The organism is Roseateles puraquae, from assembly GCF_002205845.1.
GTDB lineage: Bacteria > Pseudomonadota > Gammaproteobacteria > Burkholderiales > Burkholderiaceae_C > Pelomonas > Pelomonas puraquae.
This window is the reverse complement of record NZ_NISI01000001.1, coordinates 606841-627029: the sequence shown is the minus strand read 5'-3', so window position 1 is coordinate 627029 and position 20189 is coordinate 606841. Positions and strand designations below refer to the sequence as shown.

Sequence of the window (20189 nt, the reverse complement as noted above, 5' to 3'; positions counted from 1 at the left end):
AGCGGCGGCTTTTTTCTTTTTTGCGACGTTTCCCCAACGTCGCCCGCCTGGATTACAAATCTTTGCGCGCCGTGTCCGCCGACGGAATCAGCCCACGGCGAACCAGTCCAGCCCGAGTTTGGGATCGGCCACCCGGACCTCCGGCCCGCCGCCCTGCAGGACGGGCGCCAGCGCTGCGAGCGCCAGTGCCGGCGTGTTGTTGGTCTCGCTGAGGTGGGCGGCGGCCACGAGCGACAGCCGGCCGTGCAGGCAGCGCGCCAGCAGCTCCGCAGCCGCGGTGTTCGACAGATGCCCGTGGCTGCCCAGGATGCGCTTCTTGAGTGCCGGGTGATACGGCCCGCTGCGCAACAGCATCTCGTCGTGATTGCATTCCAGCAGCAGCGCCTGGCAGCCCGCCAATGCGCGTGACACGCTCTCCGGCGCGCTGCCCAGGTCGGTGACCAGGCCCAGGCGTGCGGCGCCGTCATTCAGGGTCAGCTGCAACGGTTCGTTGGCATCGTGCGGCACCCCGAACGGGTTCACTTCGAGATCGCCCAGCGCCAGGGTCTCCCCGTCGCGCACGAGGCGCAACAGCCCGGGATCGAAGTCGTCCTTGCCAACGGCACGCCAGGTGCCGCGGCTGGTGACCAGCGGTACGCGGTAGCGGCTGGCGAAGGCGAGTGCGCAGCCGATGTGATCGCCGTGCTCGTGCGTGATGAACACCGCGTCGACCGATTCGGGCTCGCAGCCTGCACGAGCGAGGCGCTTGACGAGCTCGCGCACGCTGAAGCCGGCGTCTACCAGCAGCCGCGTGCGCGTGATGCCCTGGCTGGCCTCGATGAGGGTCGAGTTGCCGCCGCTGCCGCTGCCGAGGCTGCAGAACCGCATCACGGCAGCGCGGGTCGGTTTACTTCAGGTCATCCATCAGCAGGCTGAGGATGCGCTTGGCGTTGTCATCCGTCACCGGCTGGCCGCCGTCGTTCAGGATGCGCACCGTGCTCTTCACGCCGTCGGCCTTGACCGCGACGCGGTAGCGCACCGGCGCGGACGCCTTGGCACCGAACAGGCGCTGGAAGAAGTTGGGTTCGTCCTGGCCCGCCTTCTCGGGGTCGGCATAGCGCAGGAAGAACAGGCCGGCGGCACGGTCGCGGTCTTCGATGGTGAAGCCATGGCGATCCAGCGACAGGCCGACGCGGCGCCAGGCTCGGTCGAAGCCGTCATTGACGGTCAGGCTGTCAGGCACTTCGGACAGCGCACGGCGCTCCGGCCGCGGCATGTCGCCACCCACCTTCATGGTGTTGGCCGCCGCCGTTGTTGCCGCAGGCTTGCCGGACTCGGTCGCGACGGCCTTGGCCAGGTCTTCCTTGCCGCCGAGCTTGAGCATCAGGCGCGACAGCATCTCGCCTTCGAGGAAGGGGTCAGCCGGCCGGGCCTGCCAGGCGGTTGAATCGCGACTCTGGGAGGTGTAGACCTCCTGCATGCCGCGGTGGCTGATGAAGATGTCGGTGCCGTTGGCGCCGCGCTCGATGCGGGTGCGGTACATGTCGCGCTCGCCGGTGGAGTACAGGCCGTCGAACACCTTGCCGATGGTGGAGCGGATGAAGTCCTGCGGCAACTTGGCGCGGTTTTCGGCCCAGTTGGTCTCCATGACGCCGATCTCGGGCTGCTCCTTGATGACCTCCAGGCCGCGCTCCTGCCAGAAGGTGCGGATCTGCGGCCAGAGCTGCTCGGGCGTGAGCGACGTGTGCAGCCAGCGCTCGCTGCCGCTGCGCTCCAGGCGCACATCACCGGCCACGTTGGTGGCCACGCTGCCAGCCACGAGGCCGGCGGCGTTGGTGGAATTCGCCGGCTTCACGGCCGACAGGGCGGAGGCGGTGATCGAGCCGCCCTGCACCTGGGCGCGATTGTCCTTGGCGAGCTGGGTCAGGTCCGGCGGGACTTCCAGGCCCTGGGTCTGGCGGGCGGCGGTCTTGTAGTCGACCTTGTCCGACGAGAACACGCTGTCGAAAGTGCTGCAGCCGGCGAGCGACAGGACGAAGGCCGTGCAGGCCAGACGGGTCGCCGTGGGGCGAAGCGAGGAAACAGACATCACGCTGGAAATCTCCGGGGAACAAAGGCGCCAGACCGCGCTGGCGCAGCCGCGCATTAGAGCAGACCTGCTTCGACCATCGCCTGACCGACGCTGGCCTGGCCGGCGGAGGTCAGCGGCGTGATGGGCAGGCGCAGCGCGGCGCCGCAGCGGCCCAGGCGCGACAGCGCCCACTTGGCCGGCGCTGGGCTGGGTTCGCAGAACAGTTGCTTGTGCAGGCCGAGCAGCTGCAGGTGGATCTTGCGGGCCTCGACGACGTTGCCGGCGATGGCCAGGCGGCACATCTCGGCCATCTGGCGCGGGGCGACGTTGGCGGTGACGCTCACATTGCCATGGCCGCCCAGCAGCATGAGCGCCACGGCGGTGCCGTCATCGCCCGAGTAGATGTGAAAGCCCGCCGGCGCGTGCTTGATCAGGTAGGCCGCGCGCTCGATGTTGCCGGTGGCCTCCTTCACGCCGAACACGCCGGGCAGGCTGGCGCAGCGCAGGGTGGTCTCGGGCGCCATGTCTGCCACGGTCCGGCCAGGCACGTTGTAGAGCATCATGGGGATGTCCACGGCCTCGGCGATCGCCTTGAAGTGCTGGTAGATGCCCTCCTGCGAGGGCTTGTTGTAGTAGGGCACCACCGACAGCGTGCAATCGGCACCCACTTCCTTGGCGTAGCGGCTGAGCTCGATCGCCTCGGCGGTGGAATTGGCGCCGGTGCCAGCCAGGATGGGAATCCGGCCCTTGGCATGCTCGACGGCCACGCGAATGATTTCGCGGTTCTCTTCCATGCTGACCGTGGGCGATTCGCCCGTGGTGCCGACGACGCCGACACAGGCCGTGCCTTCCTCGACATGCCAGTCGATCAGGCGACGCAGCGCCGGGTAGTCGATGCTGCCGTCCTCGTTCATGGGGGTGACGAGGGCGACGATGCTGCCGAGGATGGGCTTCATGGTGTGATGCGGAGGTGAATCAGGTGATTTTAGGCCGGCACGCCGGGCCGGACGGCCGCAACGCGCTGCACGAAGCGCGGGTTGACGCCGGGTTCGAACAGGTCTTCGTAAGCCACGATGCGCCAGTCGCCGCAGACCCGCAGCAGTTCGCCACGTTGCAGCAGGAAGTCGGGGCGTGACGGCCGGCCGATGGTCTGCTGCCCGTTGGCGAAGGTTTCCCAGATCAGCCAGCCGCCGGGCTTGACCGCGCTGCGGATGCACTCGAACAGCGGGCGCCACAGGTAATTGCAGACGACCACGAGGTCGAAGCCCGCGTCCTGGAACGGCCAGGGGCCGTTCTCGATGTCGGCGTTGACGATCTTTGCCAGGTTCTGCAGCGGTGCGGTGGCGGCGGTGTCCCGGTCCACACCGGTGACTTGCCAGCCGGTGTTCACCAGCCAGGTCAGGTTGCGCCCGGAGCCGCAGGCCACGTCCAGTGCCGTGCCTGCGGGCTGAGGCGCGAAGCGTTGCAGCCAGGCGGACGGCGCAGTTGCTGTGGGCGCGGGTGTCATCCGAAGCAGGCCCACAGCTGCTCGCTGAGTTGGATCATCACGGCCGGGTGTCGGTAGGCGAGGGCGGTGAGTGTCAGTGCCGCCACGACGACCAGCGGGATCAGCCAGCGCCGGGGCTTCATGCCGGGCGGGCGCTGGGAGCGCGTTGGATGGGGCCTTCGCGCACCGGGAGGTTGGCCAGCATGGCCATCACGCCGAGTGCGATCGCCAGCCACCAGACCACGTCATAACTGCCGGTGGCGTCGTAGAGCTTGCCGCCCAGCCACACGCCCAGGAAGCTGCCGACCTGGTGGCTCAGGAAGACGAAGCCACCCAGCATCGACAGATGCTGGGCGCCGAAGATCTGCGCGACCACCGCGTTGGTGGGCGGCACGGTGGACAACCACAGGAAGCCCATCACCGCGGCGAAGACGTACACGCTCACCGGCGTCAGCGGCACCGAGATGAAGGTGAGGATGGCCACCGCGCGAGCGCCATAGATGACCGAGAGCAGGTAGCGCTTCGGGAAGCGCTGGCCCAGCATGCCGGCGGCATAGGTGCCGAAGATGTTGAACAGGCCGATCAGCATCAGCGCGCCGGTGGACACGCCCAGGCCCAGGCCGTGGTCCTTCAGGTAGCTCGGCAGGTGCACGCCGATGAAGACGACCTGGAAGCCACAGACGAAGTAGCCCAGCATCAGCAACTGGAAGCTGCGGTAGCCGAAGGCCTCGCGCAGCGCCTGGCCGATGCTCTGGTGCCCGGCGTTCGTGGCCGGGCCATGCCGCTCTCGCACGCCGAGTGCCAGCGGCACGATCAGCAGCGCGGCACCCGCCAGCAGGAAGAGGGCGCCCTGCCAGCCCAGGTGGCTGATGAGCCAGGTCTCTACCGGGATCATCACGAACTGGCCGAACGAGCCGGCGGCCGCCGCGACGCCGAAGGCCCAGGAGCGCTTCTCGGCCGACACCGTGCGGCCCAGCACGCCGTAGATGACCGCATAAGTCGACCCCGACTGCGCCACGCCGATGAGCACGCCGGCGCCCAGCGTGAAGCTCAACGGATGGCTGGTCACCGCCATCAGCGCCAGGCCCGTGGCGTAGGCCAGCCCACCGCCGATGAGCACCCGCCAGGCCCCGAAGCGGTCGGCCAGCATGCCGGCCAGCGGCCCGGCGACGCCCCAGGCGAGGTTCTGCACCGCCATGGCGAAGGAGAAGGTTTCCCGTGTCCAGCCCCGCTCGGTGATGATGGGTTGCAGCCAGAAGCCGAAGCCGTGGCGGATGCCCATCGACATCGTGACGATCAGGGCGCCACACAGCAGCGCCTGCTGGACGGACAGCCCGGTGGGCGTGGAACGGTGCACGGTCATCGCGAGACTGTACTCAGCGGGCCTTGGCCTTGGCTGTCGCCTTGGTTTTGCTGCTGGCAGCGGCGGACTTGCCGGTGGACTTGGCCTTCGTCTTGCCCTTGGCCTTGGGCGCAGGTTTCTTGGGCGCGTCAGCCGTCGAGGCGGTGGCCTGGGAGCTGGAGGCGGCCACGTCGGCCAGCCGGGTCAGCAGCCGGCCCTGCTTGACTCGCAGCAGCGGCATGTCGACCTGGCTCAGGTCAGCCAGCGGGTCGCCGCCCAGCAGCAGGAAGCTGGCCTCGCAGCCGGGGTCGAAGCAGCCCAGGCGCCGGCCGGGGAACAGCGCGCGCGGCGTGTCTTGCGTGGCCAGGCGCAGCACGGTGGCGCGGTCCAGGCCGAGATCGTCCAGCGCATGCAGCTCGTTGCGGGCTGTGCCGATGAAGACATCCGAGCCCATCAGCAGCGGCACGCCGGCCGCTTGCAGGCGCGCCAGGTTGGCGCGTTGAACCTCGCGCAGCGCGGCGAGCGCGGCGTCGTCGAGCTTGAAGAGGGCCGTGGCGGCCGTGGTGGTGATGACGGCCGTCTTCTGTCGCGCCGCCTGGGCCGCTGCCGTCTCGCTGATTGCAAACTGCTCGGCTGGCTCGTTCAAGGTGTTGGCATAGCCCGGCAGGTGGGCGATCGCATCGACACCCGCGGCCAGGGCGGCGTCGAAGTCGGCCGCCGTCTCGACGTGGGCGACGACCCGCTTGCCATCGGCATGCGCCAGCCGGGTCAGTTCGGCGGCGGTGTCGGGCCGCAGGCCCAGCCGGCCGAACATCTCGGGCTGCTGGCGCAGCTCAGGCCGCTCGCTGTGGGCCAGCACCAGCCGCAGCCAGCGCCCGCCGCGCGCCTGGATGGCGGGCCACTGTTCGCGTGCCTGCTCGGGGCTGTCGACCAGCACGATCAGCGACTGCGCTGCGGCAGCCGCCGGTGTGGGTTCAGGCAGCACGGCGGCCAGCGGGTAACCGTCTGGCGAGGTGATGCAGGCGGTGACGAAGCTGACGTCCGGCGCCGCCGGCGTGGCCGCCAGCGGCCCCACCTCGGCCACGCCGGCCGGGTCGCCGCAGAGCATGGCCGCGTAGAAGACCCCCTCGTCGATGTACTTGTCCGCGTATTGGCCCCAGCCCCAGGCGGTCTGGAGGTTGTGGTTGTGGGCTTCGGCAAGCGGATTGATCAGCACCTGCTGCCCGCGCAGGTCCATCTTGCGGTTGACCTTGGCCGGCTTCTTCGCCACGAAGACGCCGTCTTCGACGTACAGGTTGCCGCGCTGAATCTGCCGGCCGTCGAACCAGCGGGCATTCTTCAGCTCCCACGACAGCGGCGCGCTGGCCTGGTAGGGCTGGGCGGCGTGGGCGAGGGCGGTGCAGCAGGCGGCCAGGGCGACAACGAGACGGAACAGGGGCATGGGCAGTCGGCAATGCGGCCGCCGGGTGGGTCCGTGGCCGGGCGGCATCGTAGCCAATGCCGGGCCGGGCGCGAGTCACCTGATGTGTCCGCCCGTGGCTCTGCCCAGGCAAGGCGTTACTGCACCTGGAATCGCCACTTCATGGTGAGAGTGCCGCTGGCCTCGTCCTTGCCGCCGAGTGGCACGGTCTGAATCCCACTCTGACTGCGCCAGCCGCCCTTGAGGGGCGCCGTGAACGAAGGCGAGACGAGCGTGCCATTGCTGGGTGATTTCAGGAATACGCCCTGCCGGGGCTGTGCGCCGCGTGGGGTCGGGACGGAATGCGTGCCCTCGGGTTCGTCCGTCACGACCGTTTCCGTGTAGGCAAGTGCTTCTGGCGACATTGGCGGGTGGATGGTCAGCAGGCCCTTGGCGAGATCCAGCTCCACCGCGCCCGTGCTGGCATCGGTCAGCTTGATTCGCCCTTCGCCGCCGCGGGTCTCGATGCGGGTGCAGCGCGCGGTCGGCAGGCTCATGCAGATGGGGTCGGCATGCACGATGCGCACCTTCTCCTCGATGCGATAGCTGCCGGTCTGGCTCTGGCCTGTCCAGGCCTGGTAGCGGTTGGCCTGGGCCGCCTGGTTGTCGGCGAAGCGCTCCATGGCCTTCGCAGTGGCGGCGACCTGGGGCTGGCCTGCCATGGCCTGGCCGAGCTTCATGGCTTCCCGCTCCAGGCATTTGTCGTCGTCGCCGCACTTGGCCATGATGGCTTCGGCCCCGGCCATCATGGGAGCAGCCTGCTGCGTGATGCGGTTGGCCTCGGCCGCCTGCTGCTTGAGCTTTGCGGTTTGCTCGGCTTCGGGTGCGCTGAGCATGGCCAGCAGGGCAGGCTGTCGGGCCGTGACCGTGGCGTCCATGTGCAGAGTTCGCAGCACCTTCCACTCCCGGCTGTCGTATTTGTCGGCGCGCCGGCCAGTCGCCTGGTAGGTGAAGTCCACCGTCAGGGTGGCGCGAGTCCCTTGGGGGGCGAAGTCGCCGGCCGGGGCAGCCGCGAGCAGGGGCGGCAGGCTGGCCAGAGCGGCGGCGAGCAGGCGAAGGGCGTGAGGCATGGGCTGGATCAGACTGGGTAGGGCGGTTGAATGACGGCATTGCAGTCGCCCGGCCCCTCCGCGTCCATCCTCCAGGAGGAGGGTGGCTGCATGTCCGGTTTCGCGAAAAGGGGTGTTGCAGGGGCGGCCAGACCCCCTGCATAGAATCCCGCGCCTATGTCGAGCCGTCCCTCTTCCACTTCCACACAACCCGCCGCCTACGGCGAAGCGTCCATCCGTGTCCTGAAAGGTCTGGAGCCCGTCAAGCAACGGCCGGGCATGTACACCCGGACCGAGAACCCGCTGCATTGCATCCAGGAAGTCATCGACAACGCCGCCGACGAAGCCCTCGCCGGGCACGGCAAGCGAATCGACCTGACGCTGCACGTCGACGGCTCGGTGTCCGTGGCCGACGACGGCCGGGGCATTCCCTTCGGGCTGCACCCTGAGGAAGGTGTGCCGGTGGTGGAGATCGTGTTCACGCGGCTGCATGCCGGTGGCAAGTTCGACAAGGGCTCGGGCGGCGCTTACAGCTTCTCGGGCGGCCTGCACGGCGTGGGCGTGTCGGTGACCAACGCACTGGCCAAGCGTCTGGAAGTCGCCGTCTGGCGTGACAAGCAGGTTGCCGGCATTGCCTTCGAGCATGGCGACGTCGTTCAGCAGGTGGTGACCCGGCCTGCTGCCAGCGGTGACCGCAAGCAGGGCACGACGGTGCGCGTCTGGCCTGACCCCAAGTATTTCGAGAGTGCAGAGCTGCCGCGGCACGAGCTGGTGCACCTGCTGCGCTCCAAGGCGGTGCTGATGCCGGGCGTGACGGTCACCCTGAAGGTCGAGAAGACCGGCGAAGTCACGACCTGGCTTTACAAGGGCGGCCTGCGCGACTACCTCGCCCAGACGCTGAACGCCGACCCGCTCATCCCGCTGTTCGAAGGCGAGGGCTATGCCGGCGCTGGCGAGAGCGAGAACTTTGCCGAAGGCGAGGGTGCGGCCTGGTGCGTGGCCTTCACCGAGGACGGCGCGCCGATGCGCGAGAGCTACGTCAACCTGATTCCGACCGTGGCCGGCGGCACCCATGATTCGGGCCTGAAGGACGGGCTGTTCGGTGCGGTCAAGGGCTTCATCGAGCTGCATTCGCTGCTGCCCAAGGGCGTCAAGCTCATGCCGGACGACGTGTTCTCGCGCGCCAGCTTCGTGCTGAGCGCCAAGGTGCTGGACCCGCAGTTCCAGGGCCAGACCAAGGAGCGGCTCAATTCGCGCGACGCGCTGCGCTTGGTGTCCGCGTATGTGAAGCCAGCGCTGGAGCTGTGGCTCAACCAGCATGTGGAGCACGGCAAGAAGCTGGCTGAGCTCGTCATCAAGCAGGCCCAGACCCGCCAGCGCGCCAGCCAGAAGGTCGAGAAGCGCAAGGGCTCAGGTGTGGCGGTGTTGCCCGGCAAGCTGACCGATTGCGAAAGCCGCGACCTGCTGAACAACGAGGTCTTCCTGGTGGAGGGCGACTCGGCCGGCGGCAGCGCCAAGATGGGCCGCGACAAGGAGACCCAGGCCATCCTGCCATTGCGCGGCAAGGTGCTCAATGCCTGGGAGGTCGAGCGCGACCTGCTGTTCAAGAACAACGAGATCCATGACATCTCGGTGGCGCTTGGCGTGGACCCCCATGGCCCGAACGACACGCCCGATCTTTCGGGTCTGCGCTACGGCAAGGTCTGCATCCTGAGCGACGCCGACGTCGACGGCTCGCACATCCAGGTGCTGCTGTTGACGCTGTTCTTCCGGCACTTCCCCAAGCTGGTAGAGGCCGGTCACGTCTACGTGGCCCGGCCGCCGCTGTACCGGGTGGACGCGCCAGCCCGCGGCAAGAAGCCGGCGGCCAAGCTCTACGCGCTGGACGAGGGCGAGCTCACTGCGACGCTGGACAAGCTGCGCAAGGAAGGCGCCCGCGAGGGCTCGTGGAGCATCAGCCGCTTCAAGGGCCTGGGCGAGATGAGCGCCGAGCAGCTGTGGGACACCACGCTCAACCCCGAGACCCGCCGCCTGTCACGCGTGGCCTACGGCCAGCTGGACTTCACCGCCACGGTGGACGCCTTCAACAAGCTCATGGGCAAGGGCGAGGCTGCGTCGCGGCGCGAGCTGATGGAGCTGCATGGCGATGCGGTAGAGATCGACGTCTAAGGGCCTGGATATACAATTCAATTAACGTATATCAAGGGGTCGGCATGAAAGTCGCAAAGTGGGGCAACAGCCTGGCCGTGCGCCTGCCGGCGGCGGTGGTGGAAGCCATGGGCCTGCGGGAAGGCGATGAGGTGCAGATCAAGGCCGCCGACGGTGAGTTGACGCTGCAGCGCGCGCCTGGCCCGGACGAGCTGTGGGCGCGGCTGCACGCGCTGCGCGAGAAGCTGCCGGCAGACTTCCGCTTCGATCGTGACGAGGCCAATGCGCGTGGCCGCGATGAGGCGGGTGCGCCTTGAGGCCTGCGCTGTCACCGGCGGTGTTCTTCGACACCCACGTGCTGGTCTACATTGCCTCCGCCGACCCGCAGCGCTCGACGCGCGCGGGTGCGTTGCTGCGCGAGGGCGGGATTGTCAGCGTGCAGGTGCTCAATGAGCTGGTGTCGGTGCTGCGCAAGAAGTTCCGCTTCGACTGGGAATCGGTAGAGACCGTGCTGGCCGTGGTGCATTCGCACTGCGAGGTCGTACCTTTGGACCTGCAGATGCACCAGGAGGCGCTGCTGCTGGCGCGGTTGCACCAGTTGTCCTGGTATGACGCGCTGATCGTCGCCGCAGCGCAGCGGGCTGGCGCGAGCACGCTCTACACCGAGGACATGCAACATGGCCGCGCGTTCGACAGTCTGCGTCTCGTCAACCCGTTCGAGGCTGCATGAGCACCGCGCCGGGCCGCCCCAAGCAAGCTCGCTCCCCCGTCGGGGCGCAGGCCGAAGGCCAAAGGGAGCGTCAATGACGTTACGCCTGCGCCCCACGATGCTGTCGGACCTCGACTGGGTCGTCTCGGTCGAGCGAGATGGTGCCAACCTGCCCTTCATTACGCCGTGGGAGCGCACGCAGCATGAAGGGGCGATCCGCTTCCCCGACTCGCGCCATTTCATCCTGGAGTCGGGCGACGCGCTGGAGCGCGTGGGCTTCGTGATCCTGCAGGGTTGCCGCAACCCGAACGGCTCGGTCGAGCTGAAGCGCCTGGTGCTGCAGGCCAAGGGCCGGGGGCTCGGGCGAGCCGCCGTGCGGCAGCTCAAAGCGCTGGCCTTCACGCAGCTCAAGGCGCACCGGTTCTGGCTGGACGTGAAGGCCCTCAACACCCGGGCCCAGCGCCTGTACCAGAGCGAAGGCTTCGTCGAGGAAGGCCGCCTGCGCGAGAGCGTGCGGGTGACTGTCGACGGCGCCGACGGCTACGACTCGCTCATCGTGATGTCGTTGCTCGATCGCGAGTACCAGGCCCGTGTGGCGCTGGGGCAGGAGGCGCCATGAAACGCGCGCTGGGGCTTTTGCTCGTGTTCACCGGCAACGCCGCTCAGGCGGAACTGTGGGGCTATGTGGACGCCGCCGGGGTGGCGCATTTCGCCCCGCGCCAGCTCAACGCCCGCTATGCACCGGTGCTTGGCGGCAGCGCGGCACTGCGCGTGCCGGGCAAGACGGACGGCGGCGGTCAGCTGCTCACCTGGCTGGAGATTGCCCCGGAGGTCAAGGCGGTCCAGCCCTTCGTGCGCGAGGCGGCGGCGGCGCATGGCGTGGACGCCGAGTTGCTCAAGGCCGTCATTGCGGTGGAGTCCGGCTACCAGGCCGGCGCGGTCTCGCCGCGCGGTGCTCGCGGCCTGATGCAGATCACGCCCGAGACCGCCAGCCGCTACGCCAGCCCTGCCGACGCGGCCCGCCTGACGGAGCCGCGCATCAACATCCACACCGGCGCGCGTATGCTGGCCGATCTGATCCGCCGCTTCGGCCGGATTGACGCCGCCCTGGCGGCATGGAACGCCGGCGAAGGCGCTGTGCGCCGCGCTGGCAACCGTGTGCCCGACATTGACGAAACCCAGGCCCATGTGCAGCTCGTGCTCGAGCTGTACTGGGCCCTGCTGCAGCAGAGCCAACCGGCCCGTGCGCAGCGTTTGACCTTGCATCCATGAGCTCCCAGACCACCATCGATTTCAACGCCCCGACCGAGGGCGACGACAGCAATGCGCTGACCCTGGCCGCCTACGCGCAGCAGGCCTACCTCGAGTACGCGCTCAGCGTCGTGAAGGGCCGTGCGCTGCCGGCCTATTCGGACGGCCAGAAGCCCGTGCAGCGCCGCATCCTGTATGCCATGCAGCGCCAGGGCCTGGGCTGGAACGGCAACACTGGCGCCAAGCCGGTCAAGGGCGCCAAGGTGGTGGGCGATGTGCTCGGCAACTACCACCCGCATGGCGACCAGTCGGTGTATGACGCGCTGGTGCGGATGGCCCAGGACTTTTCGCTGCGCTATCCCCTCATCGACGGCCACGGCAACTTTGGCAGCCGTGACGGCGACGGGGCCGCGGCCATGCGGTACACCGAAGCGCGCCTCGCGCCAATTGCCCGGCTGCTGTTGGACGAAATCGACGAAGGCACCGTCGACTACCGCCCCAACTACGACGGCACGACCGACGAGCCCGTGGAGCTGCCGGCCCGGTTGCCGATGGTGCTGCTCAACGGCGCCAGCGGTATCGCCGTGGGCCTGGCCACCGAGATCCCGAGCCACAACCTGCGCGAGGTCGCCGCGGCGGCTGTCGCGCTGCTGAAGGATGACCAGCTGTCCGACGATGCGCTGTTCGAGCTGCTGCCCGGCCCCGACTTCCCCGGCGGCGGCCAGCTCATCAGCGCGCCGGAGGAGATCCGTGCGGCCTACCTGAGCGGCCGTGGCAGCCTCAAGCTGCGCGCCCGCTGGAAGATCGAGGACCTGGCCCGCGGACAGTGGCAACTCGTCGTCACCGAGCTGCCGCACGGCACCAGCGCGCAGAGGGTGCTGGAGGAGATCGAGGAGCTGTCCAACCCCAAGGTCAAGGCCGGCAAGAAGACGCTCACGCCCGAGCAACTGCAGCTCAAGGCCAGCGTGCTGGCGGTGCTGGACGGCGTGCGTGACGAGTCCAGCAAGGACGCGGCCGTGCGCATCGTCTTCGAGCCCAAGAGCCGCACCGTCGAGCAGCAGGACCTCATCAACACGCTGCTGGCCCACACGAGCCTGGAGAGCAGTGCGCCGGTCAACCTGACCATGATCGGGGCGGACGGTCGCCCCACGCAGAAGAGCCTGCGCGAGGTGCTGACCGAATGGGTGGGCTTCCGCCAGACGACGGTGCGCCGGCGCACCGAGCACCGGCTGAGCAAGGTCAATGAGCGCATCCATGTGCTGGAAGGCCGGCAGCTCGTGCTGCTGAACATCGACGAAGTCATCCGCATCATCCGCGAGTCGGACGAGCCCAAGGCCGCGCTGATTGCCCGCTTCAACCTGAGCGACCGCCAGGCCGAGGACATTCTGGAAATCCGGCTGCGCCAATTGGCCCGGCTGGAGGCCATCAAGATCGAGCAGGAGCTGGCCAAGCTGCGCGACGAGCGCGCCAAGCTCGAAGACATCCTCGGCTCCGCTGCCGCCCTGCGCCGCACGGTCGTGAAGGAGATCGAGGCCGACGCCAAGCAGTACGGTGATGACCGCCGCACCCTGATCCAGGCCGAGAAGCGCGTGGTGGCCGAGGTGAAGATCGTCGACGAACCCGTCACCGTCATCGTCAGCCAGAAGGGCTGGGTGCGCGCGCTCAAGGGCCACGAGGTGGATGTCGCGGCCCAGACCTTCAAGGCCGGGGATGCGCTGTGGGGGCATTTCCGCTGCCGCAGCGTCGACCCGCTGATCGTCGTGGGCAGCACGGGGCGGGTGTATTCGGTGCCGGTGTCGGCCCTGCCGGGCGGGCGCGGTGACGGGCAGCCGATCACGACCCTCATCGAGCTGGAAAGCGGCAGCCAGATCGCCCACTACGTGGCGGGAGCGCCATCGCAGCGCCTGGTGTTCGCGGGCTCGACCGGTTATGGCCTGATCGCGCAGATTGGCGACCTGGTCGGCCGCCAGAAGGCAGGCAAGACCTTCCTGGCGCTGGACGATGGCGAGGCCCCGCTGCTGGCAGTCGTGCCGGCCGGCGATGTGGCCTTGCAGCTTGGCGTGCTGAGTGCCGAAGGCCGGTTGCTCACCTTCCCGCTGGAGGAGCTCAAGCACCAGCCCAAGGGCGGCAAGGGCCTGATGCTGATGGACCTGGAAGGCAAGGACCAGGTGCTGTCACTGGCTTGCTTCACGACCCAGTTGCGGGTGCACGGCAGCGGCCGTGGCGGCAAGCCGCGGGAAGAGCTGCTGCGCAACCAGTCGCTGGCGGCGCATGCCGGCAAGCGCGCGCGCAAGGGCAAGGCGGTCGAGGGGCTGCAGAAGGTGGCGCGGTTGACGGCTGAGTGAGTGCCCAAACTCACTTCTCAGCGGTGCATGCCATAGATCTGACACAAATGACACGCCGTTTACATCGGGCTACAAGATAAGGGGGAACCCTCCCTAATGCGAAGGGTAGGGCGGCCCTCAGAACGACTTCGCTGCACTGCACAATGATTTCGGCGGTTGTGCTTGACCGTCAAAGTCAGGAGCTACGCATGAAGTTGAAATCCATTGCAGCCGCCTCCATGGTGGCCTTTACCGCGCTCGGTAGCCATGCTGCCGACACCAGCTGGGGCTCCCACGCCCTGCTGGAGAGCGCTCTCGGCCTCACGGCCGGCGGCGTCATCTTCGACACCTTCTCGTTCTCGCTGGGCGCCCAGTCCAGCGTGGCGAGCAGCGTGACGTCGCTGGGCCCCATCGGCGCTGGCACCTACAGCCTGTTCTCGGTCGGCAACGACGGTCTCGTCGGCACGCCGGATGACCAGGGCTTCGGGGCCTGGACCTATGGCGGCGCGCCGGTGGTGCACACGGTGTCGCTGGCGGCCGGCAACTACTACTACTCGGTGTTCGGCATCGCCAGCGGCGCTGCTGCCTACTCGATCAACTCGGCCGCCACGGCCGCGCCGGTGCCCGAACCCGAGACCTACGCCTTGCTGGCGGCTGGCCTCGGCATGGTGGGCTTCATCGCCTCGCGCCGCCGCCGCGATTGATCAGCGCGGGGTAGCGCCACCAATGTGGCGCTCCAGGAAGCGTTCGACGCGCCCCCAGAAATCCCGGTTCGTCTCCAGCGCGCGCCATCCGTGGCCTTCGTTGGGGTAAACGATCCACTCCAGGCCCTGGTAGCTTGCCGCTGCCAGGGCCTCTTTCATGGCAAAGCCCTGTTTGATCGCGACGCGCGTGTCCTCCGCGCCGTAGGCCATCAGCAACGGGCGCTTCAGGCGGGCGGCTTGCTTGACGGGTGAGTGGTCCGCGAGCTTCTGGGCATCCTTCACGGGGGCACCCACCAGCAAGGGCAGGTCGTAGCTCTGGTAGAGGTCGCCCATGTCGGTGGCACTGCGGCTGAACAGGAAGTCCAGCCCCGTGACGCCCGCCCACTGGAAGCCGCAGGCGAAGACGTCGGGGTCGCGGATCAGGCCCATCAGGGTTGCGTAGCCACCGTAGCTCGCCCCTGCGATGCAGATGCGCTTCGGATCCGCCAGGCCTTTGGCCACGGCCCACCGGGCGGCATCGACCAGGTCATCCTGCATGGCCTGACCCCATTGCCGGCGGCCCTTGTTCTCGTGGCGGGCGCCGTAGCCCGTGCTGCCGCGGAACTCCGGCTCGATGACCAGGTAGCCCCGGTTGGCCAGGAACTGCGCCTGGCCTTCCCAGACCCAATGATTGCCCCGCACCCACGGCCCACCGTGCACCAGCACCACCGCCGGACGCGGCCCCGCCGCCCCCAAGGGCTTGGTCAATTGCAAAGGCATGTCCAGCCCGTCGCGGGCCGGGATGCGCAGCACCTCGCGCGGCGCCATCTCGGCGGGCTTGACGGCTGGTTGCGAGCGGAAGAGAAGTTTGAGGCTGGAGTCGCTGCGGTCGTAGAGGTAGAAGATCTCGGGCTGCCGGTCGGAGGTGGCGCTCACGAGCAGGCGTCGGTCGTTGCGGCAGTCACGGCACAGCAGCCGGTTGACGGTGCTGGGCAACTGCTTGTCGATGCTGGCCTGCAAGACCTTCAAGTCACGATCGAACCAGGCGGTGTCGGCGCCATCGGCTTCGTAGGTGAGGCCCAGCAGCCGGCCGGTGCCGGGGTCGAGGATGGCCTCGCCTTTCCAGTCGTAGCCGGGGATGCTGATCAGGGTTTCGGCGCCGCCACTGTCGGTGGTCTTGAGCCGCCGGACGACACGGATGTCGTCGTGCTTGCTGTCTCCGTCGTAGGCACTGACGAGCAGGTCGCCGCCCGCCAGTCGAGCAATCGGCACGGGCCATTCATCGATGTTGCGGCGTCCGCTGCGCCAGAGCTTCCAGCTGTTGCTGGCCTCGTCGAACAGATGCACGCCGAAGTTGGGGCCGTCGTAGCTGATGCAGGCGTAGGCCTTGCCCTTGCGGTCGACATACCAGGAGCGCACGCCGGCGGGCACGTTCTCGGTCTCGAGCTTGAGCTTGCCGGTGCGGGTGTTCAGGCGTGCCAGCACCAGGTGGCTGACCTCGCCGGTGGCCAGCCATTGCAGCTTTTGCACCATGATGTCTTCGCTGCCGTCGTCCAGCACGCGCACGACGCTCCATTCCCAGGGCAGGATGCGGTCGATCTCGGCCTTGATGCGGCTGCCCAGCCGCTCGGGGTTCTGGTTGAACTGGTCGTCGATCAGGGGCTTGACGTCACCGCTGGGCACATCCAGCAGCCACAGGCCGTTGCTGATGGGCTCGTCACGCAGCTGGTTGCTCTGGCCGACATGGAAGACCAGCCGTGTCGGCGTCAGCCAGTGCACGTCAAGCACATCGCGCTTGCTGACGGCAGCCACCATGCGGGTGCTGCCAGCTTCGTCCAGATCGGTCAGGGCCAGCTGGGTGCGCTCCCCGGGGCGGTTGACGAGCACGGCGACCTTGGACAGGTCGGGTGAGAGCTGCGCGCCGGAGAACATCGGCGGCTGCATGAAGGTGTCGATCGGCAGTTTCGGCGCCGGGGTCTGCGCGTGGGCCAGGGTCGTGGTCAACACGGCCAGCGCGGCGCCAGCCCGGATCGTGAATCGCATGGGTCCTCCCTCTCGTCGCTCCCACTGATGGGGCGTGATGCGGGCAGCAGCCTAATGGAACTTTCGGGTGGCGGCATCGCCCCCCGAGGCTTCAGTCGTCCATGCCCGGGAAGAGCCGGCTGGGGAAAACCATGCTTTGTGTGGTGCGCACCACCACGCCGTCCTTGAAGTGCACATTGAACCGCAGGCCGTAGCCCGTCTGGTCGGGTTCGATGGTCCAGTCCCAGACGTCCTCGCCGCTGTTGCGGAAGAACACGCGGCTGCGCTCGCGGCCGAGCAGCCGGCTGACCTGCTCGGGTGTCATTCCCGGTTGCACCCGCGCCCGACCGGCGGGCGAGAGCGCATCGATGACGCCCACCAGGCGGCCGGCCGCATCCAGCGTCACCATCCAGGTGTGGCGCCCCATGGGCTGGCCGGAATACTCCAGCGTGCGCCCGCCGTCCGCCTCCGGCCAGACGCGGCCGGGCTGGCCATACAGCGCCACGACCTCGGCCTCGTTGCTGCGGCCGGGCTGCAGCCGTGGGTCGCGGTCGGGCGTGGCGCAGCCGGCCAGCAGCGCGGCGCACAAGAGCAGCGAGGGCAGGGCACGGCGGGCGGAGGGCATGGCGGTCAGCGTCGTGCCAGGGCCTTCGCGCATTCGCTCACCAGGCCTGGCCCCTGGTAGATCAGGCCGGTGTAGATCTGCACCAGGTCCGCGCCGGCGGCGATCTTGGCGCGCGCGTCCTCGCCGCTCATGACACCACCCACGCCGATGATGGGGTAGCCCGCCGGCAGGGCGGCGCGCAGCAGCCGAATCACCCGGTTGCTCGCTTCGAACACCGGGGCGCCCGACAGGCCGCCAGTCTCGCCGGCGTGGGCAAGACCCTGCACCTTGTCACGGGCGATGGTGGTGTTGGTGGCGATCACGCCGTCAATGCCATTGGCCTGCAGCGTGCGGGCGATGACCGTGACCTGGTCTTCTTCCAGGTCCGGCGCAATCTTGACGAACATCGGCACGCGCCGGCCGCTGTGGCTGTCGAGCTGCTGCTTGCGGGCCTGCAGGGCACCGAGCAGGGCGTCAAGCGCTTCGTCGCTTTGCAGCGCGCGCAGGTTCTTGGTGTTGGGGCTGGAGATGTTGACGGTGATGTAGTCGGCATGCGGATGCACGCCCTCCAGCCCGAGCAGGTAGTCGTCGGCCGCGTTCTCGATGGGCGTGGCGGCGTTCTTGCCGATGTTCAAGCCCAGGATGCCGCCGGCCCGGCGGAAGCTGTGCGCCTGCTTGACGTTGGTGATGAAGCTCTGCAGGCCTTCGTTGTTGAAGCCCAGCCGGTTGATGAGGGCGCGGGCCTCGGGCAGGCGGAACATGCGCGGTTTGTCGTTGCCCGGCTGCCCCTTGGGCGTGACCGTGCCCACCTCGATGAAGCCGAAGCCCATGGCGCCCAGGCCGTCGATGCAGCGGCCGTTCTTGTCGAGCCCTGCCGCCAGGCCGACGCGGTTGGGGAAGCGCAGGCCGGCCACCGTCACCGGGTCGCTCACCCGTTCACCGCACCACAGCAGCTGGGCTGGCGTGTTCTGCAGCCGGGCGATGCTGCCGAGCGTCAGTTCATGGGCCTGCTCGGGGTCCAGGCCGAAAAGGAAGGGGCGGGTGAGGGCGTAGGGGATCAGCGGCATAGCCCGCGATTGTCTCAGGCAGGACCGTCGCGGTCCCAGGGCGGCACGTCGCCCAGCTGCTCCAGCATGAAGTCGATCAGGGCCCGCACCTTGGGTGCGAGGTGGCGATTGGGCAGGTACACCGCGTAGAGCGTGTCGGCGTCTGCCAGGCCGCCCACGGGCTGCCAGTCGGGCAGCACGGCCTGCAGCCGGCCGGCGCGCAGGTCAGCCCCCACGGCGTAAGTGGGCAGCACGGCCAGGCCCATGCCGGCCAGGGCGGCGACCCGCAGGGATTCGCTGCTGTTGGCAGTCAGGCCGCTCTCGAAGTGCAGGCGGCCCCGAGTCTGCACCTCGGCCTCGCCCAGCGCCGCATGCCGAAAGCGCCACCGGTCCGGCGATTGCAGGTAGCCAAATCGCAGGCAGCGATGCTCGGCAAGGTCAGCTACGCTCTGCGGCATGCCGTGCGCCTGCAGGTAAGCCGGCGACGCGCACAGCACGAAGCGGATGCGTGCCAATCGCCGGGCCACCAGGCCTTCGGCCGGCTGGGCGGTCAGGCGCAGCACGACATCGAAGCCTTCCTCGGCCAGGTCCACATAGCGGTCGTTCAGGCCGAGCACCACGTCGAGTTGCGGATGCCGGGCACAGAACTCGGCCAGCAGCGCCGTGAACACGAGATTGCCGAACGCGGTGGACACCGACATGCGCAGCACGCCGCGGGGTTCCTCGCGTCGCCCGGCGAGTTCGGTCTCCAGGGCCAGGGATTCGTCCAGCAGGCGCAATGCGTGGTCGTACACCGCGCGGCCCTCGGCCGTCGGGCTGACGCTGCGTGTGGTGCGATGCAACAGCCGCGTGCCGAGTTGGTCCTCCAGGCGCACCACCTGTTTGCTGACCGCCGATTTGGTCGTGCCCAGCAGCCGCGCCGCACCCGAGAAGCCGCGGGCGTCCACCACGCGAGCAAACGCCTGCAGGTCTTCAAGACGTCCCATGGTTGTGCTCCATTTGGAAACGATGAATCAACATGGAGACGGATTGTGTCTCCGAAATGGGATTTCTAGAGTGGCGGCCTGTCTAGTCGTGCCAGGAGCCGCCATGTCCACCACCAGCCTGTCAGCCTGCAGCGCCCAGTCCTTTCGACCGGGTCTGCTCTCCCGCGCGGCGGCGGCCCTGGCAGCCGCCAGCCTGCCGTTGCTGTTCATCCTGCTGTGGAGCAGCGGCTATGTCGCGGGCAAGCTGGCGCTGGCGCACACCGGGCCGTTGACGCTGCTGACGCTGCGCTTCGGGCTAGCCGCGGTGGTGCTGATCAGCCTGGCCCTGGCCACCGGCGCCCCCTGGCCGCATCGGGCGAGCGCCTGGGGGCATCTCGCGGTGGTCGGGCTGCTGATGCAGGTGCTGCACTTCTCCTGCATCTACTTTGCGCTGCAGTGGGGCCTGAGCGCCGGCGTGGCGGGGCTGGTGATCGGCCTGATGCCGCTGGCCACTGCCGTGGGCGCGCATTTGTGGCTGGGCGAATCCCTCGGCACGCGCCAGGCCCTGGGTTTGCTGGGGGGCCTGGCCGGCGTGGCGCTGGTGGTGGCCGAGAAGCCGCTGGCGGGTGCCTGGCCGGCGTACGTGGCGGCAGCGCTCGGGCTGCTGGGCCTGGTGGCCGGCACGCTCTACCAGAAGCGCTTCTGCGCCCACATGGACTTGCGCAGCGGCGCGGGCGTGCAGATGGCCGTGTCGGCGCTGGCGGTCGCTGCGCTGGCCGGCCTCCGCGAGGGCTTTGCCGTCGACTGGCAGATCGACCTCGTCGGCGCCTGGCTGTGGCTCGCCCTGGTCAATTCGATCGGCGCCTTCAGCCTGATGTTCATCATGATCCGGCGCGGCCAGGCGGGGCAGGTGGCCCGGCTGTTCTTCCTGATTCCTGGCGTGTCGGCGCTGATGGGCTGGGTGTTGCTGGCGGAGCGGTTGCAGCCGCTGGCGGTGCTCGGATTCGGCCTCTCGGCGCTGGCCGTGTGCCTCGCGGGCGGGAAGCGGTGA

The 20189-nt window shown here is 68.6% G+C and carries 20 protein-coding genes; 8 read left to right on the top strand and 12 right to left on the bottom strand.

The genetic code is table 11. The annotated features are described in order from the left end of the window. Nucleotides 1–87: 87 nt before the first annotated feature. The 8 genes from CDO81_RS02855 to CDO81_RS02825 form a co-directional block, all read right to left on the bottom strand. Nucleotides 88–867, bottom strand: a complete 780-nt coding sequence (locus tag CDO81_RS02855) for an MBL fold metallo-hydrolase (protein ID WP_088481628.1) — start codon at nt 865–867, stop codon at nt 88–90. 19 nt (nt 868–886) lie between these two features. Beyond that, nucleotides 887–2068, bottom strand: coding sequence for an outer membrane protein assembly factor BamC (gene bamC / locus CDO81_RS02850; protein ID WP_088481627.1), 1182 nt, complete (start codon nt 2066–2068; stop codon nt 887–889). 56 nt (nt 2069–2124) lie between these two features. After that, complete coding sequence (gene dapA, locus CDO81_RS02845) at nt 2125–3006, bottom strand: 4-hydroxy-tetrahydrodipicolinate synthase (RefSeq protein ID WP_088481626.1); 882 nt, start codon at nt 3004–3006, stop codon at nt 2125–2127. Between the two features lie 29 nt (nt 3007–3035). Beyond that, nucleotides 3036–3557, bottom strand: a complete 522-nt coding sequence (locus CDO81_RS02840; protein ID WP_088481625.1) for a class I SAM-dependent methyltransferase — start codon at nt 3555–3557, stop codon at nt 3036–3038. Continuing rightward, complete coding sequence (locus CDO81_RS29070) at nt 3554–3679, bottom strand: hypothetical protein (RefSeq protein WP_277595981.1); 126 nt, start codon at nt 3677–3679, stop codon at nt 3554–3556. The genes CDO81_RS02840 and CDO81_RS29070 overlap by 4 nt, the downstream gene beginning before the upstream one ends. Next, entirely contained in the window at nt 3676–4899 is a 1224-nt protein-coding gene (locus tag CDO81_RS02835; protein WP_088481624.1) for an MFS transporter, read from the bottom strand. Before CDO81_RS02835 ends, CDO81_RS29070 begins: the two co-directional genes overlap by 4 nt. A 13-nt stretch (nt 4900–4912) precedes the next feature. Further along, the gene (locus CDO81_RS02830) at nt 4913–6319 is read right to left on the bottom strand and encodes an amidohydrolase family protein (protein WP_088481623.1); all 1407 of its coding nucleotides are present in this window, start codon (nt 6317–6319) and stop codon (nt 4913–4915) included. A 116-nt stretch (nt 6320–6435) separates the two neighbouring features. Next, on the bottom strand, nt 6436–7407 hold the full coding sequence (locus CDO81_RS02825; RefSeq protein ID WP_088481622.1) for a hypothetical protein: 972 nt from the start codon (nt 7405–7407) through the stop codon (nt 6436–6438). A gap of 156 nt (nt 7408–7563) precedes the next feature. Between CDO81_RS02825 and CDO81_RS02820 the strand changes: the two genes are divergently transcribed. The 7 genes from CDO81_RS02820 (at nt 7564) to CDO81_RS02790 (ending at nt 14522) form a co-directional block, all read left to right on the top strand. Next, nucleotides 7564–9555, top strand: coding sequence for a DNA topoisomerase IV subunit B (locus tag CDO81_RS02820; RefSeq protein WP_088481621.1), 1992 nt, complete (start codon nt 7564–7566; stop codon nt 9553–9555). A gap of 44 nt (nt 9556–9599) precedes the next feature. Beyond that, a complete protein-coding gene (locus CDO81_RS02815) occupies nt 9600–9851 on the top strand; it encodes an AbrB/MazE/SpoVT family DNA-binding domain-containing protein (RefSeq protein ID WP_088481620.1) in 252 nt (83 codons plus the stop codon). Next, entirely contained in the window at nt 9848–10264 is a 417-nt protein-coding gene (locus CDO81_RS02810) for a PIN domain-containing protein (protein ID WP_206602059.1), read from the top strand. The genes CDO81_RS02815 and CDO81_RS02810 overlap by 4 nt, the downstream gene beginning before the upstream one ends. A gap of 73 nt (nt 10265–10337) precedes the next feature. Next, the gene (locus CDO81_RS02805; RefSeq protein ID WP_088481618.1) at nt 10338–10862 is read left to right on the top strand and encodes a GNAT family N-acetyltransferase; all 525 of its coding nucleotides are present in this window, start codon (nt 10338–10340) and stop codon (nt 10860–10862) included. After that, nucleotides 10859–11515, top strand: coding sequence for a lytic transglycosylase domain-containing protein (locus CDO81_RS02800; protein WP_088481617.1), 657 nt, complete (start codon nt 10859–10861; stop codon nt 11513–11515). Before CDO81_RS02805 ends, CDO81_RS02800 begins: the two co-directional genes overlap by 4 nt. Next, complete coding sequence (gene parC, locus CDO81_RS02795) at nt 11512–13839, top strand: DNA topoisomerase IV subunit A (RefSeq protein WP_088481616.1); 2328 nt, start codon at nt 11512–11514, stop codon at nt 13837–13839. The genes CDO81_RS02800 and parC overlap by 4 nt, the downstream gene beginning before the upstream one ends. Before the next feature lie 188 nt (nt 13840–14027). Then, complete coding sequence (locus CDO81_RS02790) at nt 14028–14522, top strand: FxDxF family PEP-CTERM protein (protein WP_158218145.1); 495 nt, start codon at nt 14028–14030, stop codon at nt 14520–14522. Here the strand turns inward: CDO81_RS02790 and CDO81_RS02785 are convergent, their stop codons facing one another. The 4 genes from CDO81_RS02785 to CDO81_RS02770 all read right to left on the bottom strand — a co-directional run bounded on the left by CDO81_RS02785 (nt 14523) and on the right by CDO81_RS02770 (nt 19159). Continuing rightward, nucleotides 14523–16544 (bottom strand): alpha/beta hydrolase family protein, encoded by a 2022-nt coding sequence (locus tag CDO81_RS02785; RefSeq protein WP_088481614.1) that lies wholly within the window; start codon nt 16542–16544, stop codon nt 14523–14525. 91 nt (nt 16545–16635) lie between these two features. Continuing rightward, nucleotides 16636–17148, bottom strand: a complete 513-nt coding sequence (locus tag CDO81_RS02780) for an outer membrane protein assembly factor BamE (protein WP_144397119.1) — start codon at nt 17146–17148, stop codon at nt 16636–16638. A 5-nt stretch (nt 17149–17153) separates the two neighbouring features. Next, entirely contained in the window at nt 17154–18194 is a 1041-nt protein-coding gene (locus CDO81_RS02775) for a quinone-dependent dihydroorotate dehydrogenase (protein WP_088481612.1), read from the bottom strand. Nucleotides 18195–18208: 14 nt separating this feature from the next. Next, the gene (locus CDO81_RS02770; RefSeq protein ID WP_088481611.1) at nt 18209–19159 is read right to left on the bottom strand and encodes a LysR family transcriptional regulator; all 951 of its coding nucleotides are present in this window, start codon (nt 19157–19159) and stop codon (nt 18209–18211) included. A gap of 103 nt (nt 19160–19262) precedes the next feature. Here CDO81_RS02770 and CDO81_RS29065 point away from each other — a divergent pair, with 103 nt between their 5' ends. Then, entirely contained in the window at nt 19263–20189 is a 927-nt protein-coding gene (locus tag CDO81_RS29065; protein WP_088481610.1) for a DMT family transporter, read from the top strand.

Excerpts from the sequence above, each read along its gene's own strand:
- CDO81_RS02855 (WP_088481628.1), bottom strand. The coding sequence starts at position 867 with ATGCGGTTCTGCAGCCTCGGCAGCGGCAGCGGCGGCAACTCGACCCTC.
- bamC (WP_088481627.1), bottom strand. The coding sequence starts at position 2,068 with ATGTCTGTTTCCTCGCTTCGCCCCACGGCGACCCGTCTGGCCTGCACG.
- dapA (WP_088481626.1), bottom strand. The coding sequence starts at position 3,006 with ATGAAGCCCATCCTCGGCAGCATCGTCGCCCTCGTCACCCCCATGAAC.
- CDO81_RS02840 (WP_088481625.1), bottom strand. The coding sequence starts at position 3,557 with ATGACACCCGCGCCCACAGCAACTGCGCCGTCCGCCTGGCTGCAACGC.
- CDO81_RS29070 (WP_277595981.1), bottom strand. The coding sequence starts at position 3,679 with ATGAAGCCCCGGCGCTGGCTGATCCCGCTGGTCGTCGTGGCGGCACTG.
- CDO81_RS02835 (WP_088481624.1), bottom strand. The coding sequence starts at position 4,899 with ATGACCGTGCACCGTTCCACGCCCACCGGGCTGTCCGTCCAGCAGGCG.
- CDO81_RS02830 (WP_088481623.1), bottom strand. The coding sequence starts at position 6,319 with ATGCCCCTGTTCCGTCTCGTTGTCGCCCTGGCCGCCTGCTGCACCGCC.
- CDO81_RS02825 (WP_088481622.1), bottom strand. The coding sequence starts at position 7,407 with ATGCCTCACGCCCTTCGCCTGCTCGCCGCCGCTCTGGCCAGCCTGCCG.
- CDO81_RS02820 (WP_088481621.1), top strand. The coding sequence starts at position 7,564 with ATGTCGAGCCGTCCCTCTTCCACTTCCACACAACCCGCCGCCTACGGC.
- CDO81_RS02815 (WP_088481620.1), top strand. The coding sequence starts at position 9,600 with ATGAAAGTCGCAAAGTGGGGCAACAGCCTGGCCGTGCGCCTGCCGGCG.
- CDO81_RS02805 (WP_088481618.1), top strand. The coding sequence starts at position 10,338 with ATGACGTTACGCCTGCGCCCCACGATGCTGTCGGACCTCGACTGGGTC.
- CDO81_RS02800 (WP_088481617.1), top strand. The coding sequence starts at position 10,859 with ATGAAACGCGCGCTGGGGCTTTTGCTCGTGTTCACCGGCAACGCCGCT.
- parC (WP_088481616.1), top strand. The coding sequence starts at position 11,512 with ATGAGCTCCCAGACCACCATCGATTTCAACGCCCCGACCGAGGGCGAC.
- CDO81_RS02790 (WP_158218145.1), top strand. The coding sequence starts at position 14,028 with ATGAAGTTGAAATCCATTGCAGCCGCCTCCATGGTGGCCTTTACCGCG.
- CDO81_RS02785 (WP_088481614.1), bottom strand. The coding sequence starts at position 16,544 with ATGCGATTCACGATCCGGGCTGGCGCCGCGCTGGCCGTGTTGACCACG.
- CDO81_RS02780 (WP_144397119.1), bottom strand. The coding sequence starts at position 17,148 with ATGCCCTCCGCCCGCCGTGCCCTGCCCTCGCTGCTCTTGTGCGCCGCG.
- CDO81_RS02775 (WP_088481612.1), bottom strand. The coding sequence starts at position 18,194 with ATGCCGCTGATCCCCTACGCCCTCACCCGCCCCTTCCTTTTCGGCCTG.
- CDO81_RS02770 (WP_088481611.1), bottom strand. The coding sequence starts at position 19,159 with ATGGGACGTCTTGAAGACCTGCAGGCGTTTGCTCGCGTGGTGGACGCC.
- CDO81_RS29065 (WP_088481610.1), top strand. The coding sequence starts at position 19,263 with ATGTCCACCACCAGCCTGTCAGCCTGCAGCGCCCAGTCCTTTCGACCG.